The organism is Duganella phyllosphaerae, from assembly GCF_001758785.1.
GTDB lineage: Bacteria > Pseudomonadota > Gammaproteobacteria > Burkholderiales > Burkholderiaceae_D > Rugamonas > Rugamonas phyllosphaerae.
In genome coordinates, this window is the sequence record NZ_LROM01000078.1 from 23,912 (window position 1) to 35,946 (window position 12,035).

The 12,035-nt window shown below is 63.2% G+C and carries 13 protein-coding genes; all 13 read right to left on the reverse strand.

The genetic code is table 11. The annotated features are described in order from the left end of the window. Positions 1-7 precede the first annotated feature (7 nt). The gene (locus DUPY_RS10635; protein WP_070247829.1) at positions 8-1,252 is read right to left on the reverse strand and encodes a cystathionine gamma-synthase family protein; all 1,245 of its coding nucleotides are present in this window, start codon (positions 1,250-1,252) and stop codon (positions 8-10) included. Positions 1,253-1,343: 91 nt separating this feature from the next. Beyond that, positions 1,344-2,867 (reverse strand): amidophosphoribosyltransferase, encoded by a 1,524-nt coding sequence (gene purF, locus DUPY_RS10640; RefSeq protein ID WP_070247831.1) that lies wholly within the window; start codon positions 2,865-2,867, stop codon positions 1,344-1,346. Between the two features lie 57 nt (positions 2,868-2,924). Continuing rightward, positions 2,925-3,413 carry a CvpA family protein gene (locus DUPY_RS10645; RefSeq protein ID WP_070247832.1) on the reverse strand — a complete coding sequence of 163 codons (489 nt, stop codon included), beginning with the start codon at positions 3,411-3,413 and terminating at the stop codon, positions 2,925-2,927. A gap of 34 nt (positions 3,414-3,447) precedes the next feature. Continuing rightward, positions 3,448-4,569 carry an SPOR domain-containing protein gene (locus DUPY_RS10650; RefSeq protein ID WP_070247834.1) on the reverse strand — a complete coding sequence of 374 codons (1,122 nt, stop codon included), beginning with the start codon at positions 4,567-4,569 and terminating at the stop codon, positions 3,448-3,450. Between the two features lie 22 nt (positions 4,570-4,591). Next, positions 4,592-5,881, reverse strand: a complete 1,290-nt coding sequence (folC, locus tag DUPY_RS10655; protein WP_070247836.1) for a bifunctional tetrahydrofolate synthase/dihydrofolate synthase — start codon at positions 5,879-5,881, stop codon at positions 4,592-4,594. Between the two features lie 178 nt (positions 5,882-6,059). After that, positions 6,060-6,932 (reverse strand): acetyl-CoA carboxylase, carboxyltransferase subunit beta, encoded by an 873-nt coding sequence (gene accD / locus DUPY_RS10660; RefSeq protein WP_070247838.1) that lies wholly within the window; start codon positions 6,930-6,932, stop codon positions 6,060-6,062. Between the two features lie 122 nt (positions 6,933-7,054). Continuing rightward, the gene (locus DUPY_RS10665; RefSeq protein WP_070247840.1) at positions 7,055-7,330 is read right to left on the reverse strand and encodes a hypothetical protein; all 276 of its coding nucleotides are present in this window, start codon (positions 7,328-7,330) and stop codon (positions 7,055-7,057) included. Positions 7,331-7,334: 4 nt separating this feature from the next. Next, positions 7,335-7,610 (reverse strand): BrnT family toxin, encoded by a 276-nt coding sequence (locus tag DUPY_RS10670; RefSeq protein ID WP_070247842.1) that lies wholly within the window; start codon positions 7,608-7,610, stop codon positions 7,335-7,337. A gap of 76 nt (positions 7,611-7,686) precedes the next feature. Next, positions 7,687-8,484, reverse strand: coding sequence for a tryptophan synthase subunit alpha (trpA, locus tag DUPY_RS10675; protein WP_070247844.1), 798 nt, complete (start codon positions 8,482-8,484; stop codon positions 7,687-7,689). A gap of 46 nt (positions 8,485-8,530) precedes the next feature. Beyond that, positions 8,531-9,778: a tryptophan synthase subunit beta gene (gene trpB, locus DUPY_RS10680; RefSeq protein WP_070247846.1), complete on the reverse strand. Its 1,248-nt coding sequence runs from the start codon at positions 9,776-9,778 to the stop codon at positions 8,531-8,533. After that, the gene (locus tag DUPY_RS10685) at positions 9,762-10,466 is read right to left on the reverse strand and encodes a phosphoribosylanthranilate isomerase (protein ID WP_070247848.1); all 705 of its coding nucleotides are present in this window, start codon (positions 10,464-10,466) and stop codon (positions 9,762-9,764) included. The genes trpB and DUPY_RS10685 overlap by 17 nt, the downstream gene beginning before the upstream one ends. Before the next feature lie 10 nt (positions 10,467-10,476). Next, entirely contained in the window at positions 10,477-11,280 is an 804-nt protein-coding gene (gene truA / locus DUPY_RS10690) for a tRNA pseudouridine(38-40) synthase TruA (protein WP_070247850.1), read from the reverse strand. 41 nt (positions 11,281-11,321) lie between these two features. Next, a partial coding sequence (locus tag DUPY_RS28870; protein WP_275531536.1) for a FimV C-terminal domain-containing protein occupies positions 11,322-12,035 on the reverse strand: 714 nt, incomplete at its 5' end.

Genomic DNA, 12,035 nt, shown 5'->3' on the forward strand with positions numbered 1-12,035 from the left:
GTTGTTTTCAGCATCCTTCCAGGGCGCAGCTGAAGTCTTCCAGCAGGTCGTCCTCATCCTCGATGCCGACCGACACCCGTATCAGCGACTCGGCAATCCCCATCGACGCGCGCCGCTCGGCGCCCATCTCGTAGAAGATCGTGTGCGCCACCGGGATGATCAGGGTGCGCGTGTCGCCGAGGTTCGACGCTGGAATCGCCAGTTTCAGGCGATTGAGGAAATCGAAGCAGTCGATGCCGTCCTTCAGTTCAAAACTCAGCAGCGAACCATGCTTGCGGAACAGCTCGGAGCTGATGCCATGCTGCGGGTGCGAGGCCAGCCCCGGGTAGTACACCGCCGCCACGCGCTCGTCCGATTCCAGCAGCCTGGCCAGCGCCAGCGCGTTGCTGCTGGTGCGCTCCATGCGCAGCGCCAGGGTTTCGGCGCCCACGGCGATATGGTGCGCGGCCTCTGGCGCCAATGACGCACCGAAGTCGCGCAGCGCCTTGGCGCGGATTTGCGCCAGGCCCCATTGCAACGGCTGCGCCTTTTTATAGTTCTCGTAGATGTTCGGGAACCGGGTCCAGTCATAGGCGCCGGTATCGGTGATGCTGCCGCCCAAAGCGTTGCCGTGGCCGCCGATCGACTTGGTCAGTGCATTGACCACCAGGCCGGCGCCAACCGACTTTGGCCGGAACAAATACGGCGTGGTCATGGTGTTATCGACCACGTACAGGATGCCGCGGGCCTGGCACAGTTCGCCAATACGCTCGAGGTCGGCCACCTGCGTGCGCGGGTTGGCGATGGTTTCCACGAACACCACGCGGGTGTTGTCGGTGATGGCCGCCGCCACGTTGGCGACGTCGGTGGCATCGACGAGCGACACGCCCACGCCCTGCGCCATGGTGGTTTGCCACAGGCTGTTGGTATTACCGAACAAGAACGACGACGACACCACGTGGTCGCCGGTACGCAGCAGCGCCTGGAACACGGCGCCGATCGCGCCCATGCCGGTGGCGAAGCAGATCGTGCCCACGCCCTGCTCCATCTGGTTGACCTTGTCTTCCAGCGCGGCGATGGTCGGGTTGCCCTGGCGACCGTAGCGAAAGCCCGGCTCCTTGCCCTGGAATACCGATGCCAGCTGGCGCGCATCGGCGTAGCCGAAAGCCACCGAGGTGTGGATCGGCTTGTGCAGCGATCCGTGCTCAATGCCCTTCTGGCGGTCGTTGTGCAGGATGGTGGTGGTGAAGCCGTAGTTTTTCTTGTCGGTCATGGTCTGCCCAATTCAAACCCGCACCGCCACAACCGGGGTCGGCCCCTGCGGGGTCAGACCCCATGACGTGGGTGTGCGGGGTAAAACGTCATCAGCCTTCGTTGGCCAGGTTCAGGTTCAGCTGCGAGCGGCCTGCGTCTTCCGGCTTGGCGGCCTTGGTCGGGTTGTTGCGCTCGTTTTCCAGCTTGTCCAGGTACTCGCGGCTGACGTCGCCGGTGATGTAGACGCCGTCGAAGCATGACGCCTCGAAGCTGGTCAGCTCCGGGTTGACGTCCGAAATGGCCTGCTTGAGCGCTTCGATGTCCTGGTACACCAGGGCGTCGGCGGTGATCTCGCGGCACACTTCTTCCACCGTGCGGCCGTGGGCGATCAGCTCGTCGCGGGTCGGCATGTCGATGCCGTACACGTTCGGGTAGATCACCGGTGGCGCAGCCGAAGCGAAGATCACTTTCTTGGCGCCGGAGTCGCGCGCCATTTGCACGATCTCGCGGCTGGTGGTGCCGCGCACGATGGAGTCGTCCACCAGCAGCACCACTTTGTCCTTGAACTCGTCCGGAATCGCGTTGAGCTTCTGGCGCACCGATTTTTTACGTGCAGCCTGGCCGGGCATGATGAAGGTACGGCCGATGTAGCGGTTCTTGATGAAGCCTTCGCGGTATTCCTTGCCCAGCGCCAGCGCCAGCTGGATCGCTGCCGGACGCGACGAATCAGGAATCGGCATGACCACGTCGATATCGTCAGCCAGGCCTTCACGCTGGATTTTTTTGGCCAGGTATTCGCCCATTTTCAGGCGCGTGCTGTACACCGAAGCGCCGTCGATGACCGAGTCGGGGCGGGCCAGGTACACGAATTCGAACACGCACGGGTTGAGCGACGGGTTGTCGGCGCACTGGCGCGTGTGCAGCTGCTTGTCGTTGTCGATGAACACGGTTTCGCCCGGCGCGATATCGCGCACGAAGCGGAAGCCCATGCCTTCGAGCGCCACCGATTCGGACGCGATCAGGTATTCGTTGCCCTGCTCGGTTTCATTGATGCCCAGGCACAGCGGACGAATGCCGTACGGATCGCGGAAGGCCAGCAAACCGACGCCGGCGATTTGCGCCACGGCCGCATAGCCGCCGCGGACGCGGCGCATCAAGACGGTCACTGCCTGGAAAATGGTTTCGGCGTCGATCGAGATATCGACCGTGGCTTTCTGGATTTCGTGGGCCAGCACGTTGAGCAACACTTCCGAGTCGGAATCGGTGTTGATGTGGCGGCGGTCGTTCTTGAACATCTCTTCCTTGAGCTGTTCCCAGTTGGTCAGGTTGCCGTTGTGGGCCAAGGTGATGCCGAACGGTGCGTTGACGTAGAACGGCTGCGCTTCTTCCTCGCTCGACGAACCGGCGGTCGGATAACGGCAGTGGCCGATGCCCGAGTTGCCCTGCAGCGTACGCATATTGCGGGTACGGAAGACGTCGCGCACCAGGCCGTTGGCCTTGTGCATGGCGAACATGCTGCTGTGATTGGTAGCGATACCTGCCGCATCCTGGCCGCGGTGCTGCAACAGCAGCAGTGCGTCATACAGCAGTTGGTTGACAGGTTGATGGGAGACGACGCCGACGATGCCACACATGTTGATGCTCCTGGACTGGACTGCAGATTAAAAACGGTATCTCAAAAATTGTAAACTTCAAAAATTCACGTGCTGCGCCATGGCGGCGGGAAGGTAGTCCTTGACCACGCGCGCGCCCAGCTCGCAATACGGGCTGAGCAGCGCATCCTTCCAGAGTGCCTCTTGCGGCAATGCGGTCATGCCACCCAAGATGACGGCGGCCAGCACAATTACAAGGCCACGGCCGAGACCGAACACGGCGCCGAGCAGCCGGTCGAACAGGCTCAGGCCGCCGGCGTCGATCAAGACACCCAGCACCATGGACAGCAAGCCCATCAGAATCCGCGCGCCGATAAACAGGGCGATGAACGCCACGATCAGCCGCAGCACCTCGCCCGGCACCACCTCCGGCAGCAGTACCGCCAGGTGCGCAGCGTAGGCATTGGCCACCACGAAGGCCACGATCCAGCTCAACAGCGACAGCACTTCCTTGACCAGTCCGCGCACCATGCTGATGACAACCGAAGCCGCCAGCACGAAGATCACGATGTAATCGAAGATGGTCACGACAAGCTCGCGCTGATCAGGCGTACCGTGCCGGTCAGACGGTTTCCAGGCGGCCGGCCAGGCCCATGCTCTGCAGCTTGGCGCGAACTTTTTCCGCCTCTTCCTTGCTGCTGAACGGACCCACGCGCACGCGCGTGACCTCGCCCGACGGCGCTTTTTGCGTGTACGAACTGATACCGGCCTGCTTGAGGCGTTCGCGCAATTCGCTGACCTTGGCCTGGTCGCTCAGCGCGGCCACCTGCAGCACGAATTTCTGGCCGGCGTCCGCTGCAGGGGCCGCCGATGCAGGCTTGGCGGTCTTGCCTTCGAGGATGGCCAGTGCGCGCGCATCTTGCGACTGCTTGCTGTCGGCGGCCGGCTTGGCGGCGGCAAGCTTGGCCGCTTTGGCCTCGGCCGCGCGCGACTCGGCCAGCTTGCGGTCGGCCTCGGCCCTGGCGTCCGCCTTGGCTTTGGCTTCATCCCTGGCTTTTGCCTTGGCGTCGGCATCCGCCTTGGCGTCGGCCCTGGCATCGGTTTTGGCGGCGGCCTTGACTTCGGCCAGCTTGCGCTCGGCCTCGCGGCGGCGCTCCTGCTCGGCGCGGCGGTCGGCTTCCTGCTTGTTGCGGGCGTCGGCCTCGGCCTTGGCGCGCGCTTCGCTGGCGGCTACCGAGCGGTCCAGTTCGTCGGAATGCGCCTGGGCTTGCGCCGACAGGCCGGTGTCGGGTTTGGCAGCGGGCTTGTTCGCCGAAGCTGCGGCCGGCTTGGCATCGGGCTTGGCGTCGTCGACGATTTCCTCGCGGCTGTCGAGTGTGTCGCGGTCGGCAATCGGCGCGGGTGCGCGGGCAGGCGCGTCGGTCGTGCGCTCCTTGGACGGAATCTTGATGTCGATATCGGACGCCAGCGGCTTGGGCTCGGAATCGAGCACCATCGGCAAACCGACGGCAACCGCCAGCGCCAGCGCGATGGCGCCAACCAGGCGGCGGCGTGCGCGTTTCTTTTCGGGCAAGACCGGATCATCGGCTTCGCGGTCGCGCGTTCGGCGGCGCGGACCGTCGTCGGCGGTGGCGCGCTTGGAACGGGCGCGCTCGAGCGCTGCCTGGTCATCGGCACTGGTGTAATAGCCGCTGTCCCGGGCCGATTCTTGCTTGTTTTTGCCGAATTTCGAGAACAAGCCCATGCGTGATTTCAGTCCTGTGTGTTCAATGGAATGAGGATTTTCGCGCCGCCATGACGCCGGCAACGGTGAGGAAAGATCCAAAGACCACAATTCTATCATTCTCCCCGGCCCGGCTGACCGCATTTGCGTACGCCGCAGCCGGATCGTCGAAGATATTGATGGTCCGTTCGGCCTTGTCTTCCTGCACCAGCTGCACCTTGGCGGCCAGTTCCGACGCCGTGGCCGAGCGCGGCGATGGCAAGGTGGCCAGGCACCAGTGATCGACATGCTCGGACATGGCGGCGATCACGCCGTCGATATCCTTGTCCTGCATGGAGCCGAACACGGCGAAGGTGTAAGGGTGAAAACCCATGTTGCCGAGGTTCTGGTTCAGCGCCGAGGCCGCATGCGGATTGTGGGCGACATCAAGGATCACGGTCGGACGGCCCGGCAGCACCTGGAAGCGGCCTGGCAGTTCCACCGTCACCAGGCCGGTACGCACTTCCTGCGCGCCCACCGGCAACTCGATGCGCAGCGCCTCGAGCGCGGCCAGCGCGGCGCAGGCGTTGAGGATCTGGTTGGCGCCGCGCAGGCTCGGGTACGCCAGCGAATTGCGGCGCTGCGAGCGGCCGCCGTAGTTCCATTGCTGCTTGTCGCCCGAGTAATTGAAGTCGCGGCCCATCAGCCACAGGTCGGCGCCGATGGCTGCGGCGTGGTCGATCAGGGTTTGCGGCGGCACCGGGTCGGAGCAGATCGCCACCTTGCCAGCGCGGAAGATGCCGGCTTTTTCGAAACCGATGGCCTCGCGCGTGTCGCCCAGGTAGTCGGTATGGTCGATATCGATGCTGGTGACGATCGCCACGTCGGCGTCGACGACGTTGACCGCATCAAGGCGGCCGCCGAGGCCCACTTCCAGGATCACCACGTCCATGCCGGCGCCGGCCAGCAGGCCCATGATGGCCAGGGTGGTGAACTCGAAGTACGTCAGCGTGGTATCGCCACGGGCCGCCTCGACCGCGTTGAACGCTGCCACCAGTTGCGCGTCGGTGGCCAGCTCGCCATTGACGCGGGCGCGCTCGTTAAAGTCGAGGAAGTGCGGCTTGATGTACAGGCCCACCTTGTAGCCGGCGCGGAGCAGGATCGACTCGAGCATGGCGCAGGTGGAACCCTTGCCGTTGGTGCCGGCCACCATGATCACGGGGCAAGTGAATGCCAGTTGCAGGCGCTCCTTGACGGCGAGCACGCGGTCGAGGCCCATGTTGATGACGGTTTCGGCGTGGCGCGCTTCAAGCAGCGCAAGCCAGGCAGGCAAGGTGGTGGGGAGATTGGACATGATGTGGCTCTAAAATAAGAAACGGCGCGCAGGATCATATCCGATTGCGCGCCGCGTGGTGGGAACCTCGCAAACCTACTGCGCGATCCGCTATCGCCGCTGCGTTGCTCAGCGTACCTGCGTACGCTTGCGCTACTCCCGACGATAACGAACCGCTCGCTACGGTTTGCGAGGTCCCTTAGGCTATTACTTCAGCTGGTTGGTTCTGTAACAAGGCGAGCAGACGGGCGATTTCTTCGCGCATCTTGCGGCGGTCGACGATCATGTCGATCGCACCCTTGGTGACCAGGAACTCGGAGCGCTGGAAGCCTTCCGGCAGCTTCTCGCGCACGGTGTTCTCGATCACGCGCGGGCCGGCGAAGCCGATCAGCGCTTTCGGCTCGGCCATCACCACGTCGCCCATGAAGGCGAACGAGGCCGACACGCCGCCCATGGTCGGATCGGTCAGCACGCTGATGAACGGCAGCTTTTTCTCGGCCAGCTTGGTCAGCATCGAGGTGGTCTTGGCCATCTGCATCAGCGACAGCAGCCCTTCCTGCATGCGCGCACCGCCGGTGGCGGTAATGCAAATGAACGGCACTTTCTGTTCCAGCGCCGCCTGCGCGCCGCGCACGAAGCGCTCGCCCACCACGGAGCCCATCGAGCCGCCCATGAATTCGAACTCGAAGCACGCCACCACGACCGGCATGCTGAGGATGGCGCCGCCCATGACGATCATGGCGTCGGTTTCGCCGGTGGCTTCCATGGCCTGCTTGAGGCGGTCAGGATATTTCTTGCTGTCCTTGAATTTTAGGGTATCGACCGGCAGGGTATCCATGCCGATTTCATAACGGCCGCCAGCGTCGAGCAGGCTGTCGAGCCGTTCACGCGCGCGGATGCGCATGTGGTGGTCGCACTTGGGACACACGTGCAGGTTCGACTCCAGGTCGGTGCGATACAGGACCGACTCGCACGACGGGCATTTGACCCACAGGCCTTCGGGCATGGTCTTGCGCGCGGCGACGTCGGTGCGCTGTATGCGCGGGGGCAGCAGTTTCTCTAACCAACTCATCATTTCTCCTTGCAGCTTACTCGTGGCCGAAGTGTAGCCGTTTCTGGCGACCCTGTCGAACATTGCAATACATTAATTTTTACTTTGAGTCATTGCTTTATAGCTGCTTTAGAGGGAAGCCACTATGCATCCGCAGGGGTATTAGTCTCATCAGCTAACGATTCCTCGAGCTGCTTGCGTTGGTCAAGCGTGAGTATGCCCAGGTCGGCACTGTAACCTGATCCTGCCAGGTGGCGAAGATAACGATACATCATTTCTTCAGCGCTCAGACCATACGGTTCACCAAGCTTTTGGAAATATTCGATCGAACGAAAATCCAGCCGAACGGTTATTTCTCGACTGAGCTTTTCGAAGTAGGGATTGGGAAGAGCATGGGAAAAATCTACCGGGTCGGTCATTTTTTTACCTTTCCAGGTAACGTATTTTCTCGCGCGGTTGAGCTTTTCGCGCCGAAATGATGCGCACAATGATGTTGCTTCGATAGCAGTGAGACACCACCAATAGACGATCATTCTCACTGATGCCTAGAAGATGGAATCGATCTTCGTCATCGGAGTGCAGGTGATCAAACATCTCCCTCGCACTTCCGTCGTAAAACACGGTGCTGGCTTCTTCGAAGCTTACACCGTGTTTGCGAAGGTTCGCCGCTGCTTTGATGGCATCCCACTCAAAACGCATGGCAGCACCTCGCCTTTCAACATAGTCAGTGTATGACTATGGTTCAAGGTCGAAGTTCCCGCTGAATCGAAAGACTTCAGGCGTCCAGCGCGCTGCGGATGCCGGCCACGAAGGTTTGTACCGCCGCCACGGCACCCTCGGCGCCGTGCTGTTCGATTTCCTGGATGATGCGGCTGCCGATCACGACGGCGTCGGCCACTTCGGCCACGGCGCGCGCGGTGGCGCCGTCGCGGATGCCGAAACCGACGCCGATCGGCAGCGAGACGTGTGCGCGGATCGCCGCCAGGCGGTTGGCCACGTCCACCGTGTCGATGTTGCCAGCGCCGGTCACGCCCTTGAGCGAGACGTAATAGCTGAAGCCGCCGCCAACGCGCGCCACCTGCTTGATGCGTGCCTCGGTCGAGGTGGGCGCCAGCAGGAAGATCAGGTCCAGGTCGGCGGCGCGCATGGCGGCGGCGAAGTCTTCGCACTCTTCCGGCGGGTAATCGACCACGATGGCGCCGTCGGCGCCCACCGCCTGCGAACTGGCGATGAAGGCGTCGGTACCGATGCGTTCGATCGGGTTGGCGTAGCCCATCAGCACCACCGGGGTGGCCTGGTTGGTCTTGCGGAACTCGGCCACGTAAGCAAAAACGTCGCGGATGCCGACGCCGTGCGCCAGCGCGCGTTCGCAGGCGCGCTGGATGACCGGGCCTTCGGCCATCGGGTCGGAAAACGGCACGCCCAGCTCGATGATGTCGGCGCCGCCGGCCACCAGCGCGTGCATCAGCGGCACGGTGAGCGTGGGGCCGGGGTCGCCGGCGGTAATGAAGGTGACCAGGGCGGTCTTGTTCTGTTCTTTTAAGGCGGCAAAGGTGGCGGCGATACGGGACATGGTGTGCTTTCTGTAAAGTGAATGGGAGAATTGTTCCAGCTTGAGATCAGCTGAAATTGAGCCCCATCCGCTCCGCCACCGTATGCATGTCCTTGTCGCCGCGGCCCGACAGGTTGGCCAGGATGATCTTGTCCTTCGGCATGGTCGCAGCCAGTTTCACCGCGAACGCCAGCGCGTGCGCCGATTCCAGCGCCGGGATGATGCCCTCGATATGGCAGCAATCGTGGAAGGCCTGCAAGGCTTCGTCATCGGTGATCGACACGTACTCGGCGCGACCGATGTCTTTCAGGTGGGCATGCTCGGGGCCGACGCCCGGATAGTCGAGGCCGGCCGACACCGAATGGGTCTCGATGATCTGGCCGTTCTCGTCCTGCAGCAAGTACGTCCGGTTGCCGTGCAGTACGCCCGGATACCCCTTGCTCAGCGAGGCCGAATGCTTGTTGCCGTCGAGTCCCTCGCCGGCCGCTTCAACGCCGATCAGGCGCACCTGTTTCTGGTCGATATACGGGTAGAAAATGCCCATGGCGTTGGAACCGCCGCCGATACAGGCAGTCACCACGTCCGGCTGGCGGCCGGTCATTTCAGGCATCTGCACCAGGCATTCCTCGCCGATCACCGACTGGAAGTCGCGCACCAGCATCGGGTACGGGTGCGGGCCGGCCACGGTGCCGATGATATAAAAGGTGTTTTCGATGTTGGTGACCCAGTCGCGCATCGCTTCGTTGAGCGCGTCCTTGAGGGTTTTCGAGCCCGACTCCACCGGCACCACGGTCGCGCCCAGCAGCTTCATGCGATAGACGTTTTGCGCCTGGCGCTTGACGTCCTCGCTGCCCATGTACACCACGCACTCGAGGCCGAAGCGGGCGCAAATGGTGGCTGTGGCCACGCCGTGCTGGCCAGCGCCGGTCTCGGCGATGATACGTTTCTTGCCCATGCGACGGGCCAGCAAGGCCTGGCCGATCACGTTGTTGATCTTGTGGGCGCCGGTGTGATTCAGGTCTTCGCGCTTGAAGTAGATTTGCGCGCCGCCGGCGATTTCGGACCAGCGTTTGGCGTGGTAGATCGGCGAAGGACGGCCGACGAAGTGCTTGAGTTCATAACGGAATTCTTCGAGGAATTCCTGGTCGTGGCTGTAACGTTCGTAGGCGGCGTTCAGTTCCGCCAGTGCGTACGTGAGCGTTTCGGCCACGAAGGCGCCGCCGTAGGGGCCGAAGTGGCCGCTGGCGCTGGGGAAGTCGTAGTCGGCGGCGTGGAACAGGGGCGCGGCTGCGCCGATTTCAGGCAAGGCTTTCATGGTGGTGTTCTTTCAGGGTTGCTCTGTCGAGCTGGTCGTCTCCGGCCCGCACTGCCGCAATAAAGTCGGCGATCTTGCGGGCGTCCTTGATGCCCTTCGCTGCTTCGACACCGCTGCTGATGTCGACCGCGTAGGGACGTACGCTCACCACCGCGTCAGTGGCGTTGTGTACGCTCAAGCCACCACTCAAAACGACCCGAGGCGCGAGCTCTTTTGGAACGAGAGACCAATCAAAACCCTTTCCTGCGCCACCATAAGCATCCACATATGTATCCAGCAACAGGCTGGTGAACAAGGGACTGGCGGCACGGCATAGCTGTTCGTATTCTAGCAAATCATCGGGCGCGGTGTCGGGTTTCACCCGGAACACGCGCAGGAACTGTCTCCCGCAGGCCGCTGCAATCGCGGCCGACTGCTCGATGCTCTCGTCGCCGTGCAACTGCACCAGCGCCACCGGCGCCACTTTCACCACTGCCGCCACCTCTTCCGGCGTGGCGTTGACGAACAGGCCGGTGCAGGTAACGAAAGGCGGCACGGCCGCGATCAGGGCGGCGGCCTGTTCCGGCGTGACGTAGCGCGGGCTTTTAGGGTAGAACACGAAGCCGATGGCGTCGGCGCCCAGGGCGACCGCCGCCTGCACGTCTTCCACGCGGGTCAGGCCGCAGATCTTGATACGGGTGCGCTTCACATTATTTCCTTTAGAACCAGGGCAGCGGCGACGTGGTCTCCAGCGGCAGCTCCCACTTGGGGTCGTAATCGATCTTGGCCAGGTACAGCCCGTCCGGCATGAAGGTGGGCGCGGCGGCATGGCGGTCTTTCGATACCAGCAGTTCGCCGAGCCACTCGGGCCCCTGGCGGCCGGTACCGATATACACCAGCGAGCCGACCAGGTTGCGCACCATGTGGTGCAGGAAGGCGTTGGCGGTGATGGTAAACACCACCAGCTCGCCGTGACGCCTGATCTGGATATCGTGCATCAGCTTGACCGGCGACTTGGCCTGGCACTGGGCCGCGCGAAACGCCGTGAAGTCATGCCAGCCCAGCAGCGGCGCCACGGCCTGCTGCATCAGTTCGACGTCGAGCGGCCGAAAATAAAAGCCGGCGCGGCCTTCGAGCAGCGGCGAGCGGGTGGGATTGTTGTACAGCACGTAGTGGTAGGTACGGGCGCGGGCGCTGAAGCGGGCGTGGAAAAAATCGTTGACACTGGGGTCGCCCGGCAGTTCCCTGGCCCAGCGCACGGCGATCGACGGCGGCAAAAAGGCGTTGACGCCGCGCAGCCAGGCATTGGGATCGCGGGAAAGGTCGGTATCGAAGTGGACGACTTGTTCGAGCGCATGGACGCCGGTATCGGTGCGGCCGGCGCAGGTGGTGGCCAGCGGCACCCTGGCGAACTTCTCCAGGGCCCGTTCGAGCTGATCCTGCACGGTGAGGCCGCTTTCCTGCTTCTGGTAGCCGTGCCAGGCGGTGCCGTCGTACTGCAGGCCGATTGCGATCCGTTTCAATTGCTGCCCAATCTGAATTTACGAATCGGCCATTATAGCGTCTAGCCCAATTGCTCTTTCATCTTCGTAGCTTTTGCTACTTGCTCGTCGCTGCCGCCGCGCAGCACTTCATCGAGCAGTTCGCGGGCGCCTTCCTTGTCGCCGATTTCCTGGTAGGCGACGGCGAGGTCGAGCTTGGTGTCCATTTCCATGTGCAATGCGGACATTGGTTCGGCACGGCCAGTGTCGGCACGGCCAGCCTCGGCAGCTTCCACCGGTTCAGGCTCGCTGTTCAGGTCGAAGTCGATGCCGGAGAGGTCGAACTCGGGTGCAGCGTCCTTGTCGGCCACGGCGGGCGCCGATGCCGGCGCGGCTGCTGGCTCCGGTTCGGCTGGCGGCACGGCCAGGGCCGGCAGGTCGGGAATGGTGAAGTCGGCGGCGTCGAAGTCCAGCGGCACGCGGGTGGCATCGGCGTCGGCTGCCGGGGCGGCCTTGGTCAACCCGACCGGCTCTGACGCCGCCGTCGGTTCGCCCGGCAGGTCGAGGCTGAAGTCCATGCTCGGATCGTACGCTGGCTCTGCGGCAGGTGCCGGCGCCGGTTTATCGTACGACAGGTTGAAGTCGTCGTCCTGCAGGAACGGCGCGGTGTCGGCCGGCACTTTGCCGAGCGGATCCTGCGCATACGGGTCCGGTGCGGCGAAGTCCAGGTCGCCCAGGCCGAAGTCGGCGGCGTTTGCCTGTGCGGCCACCGAGGCCGGCGACACGGCGGCGTCGGG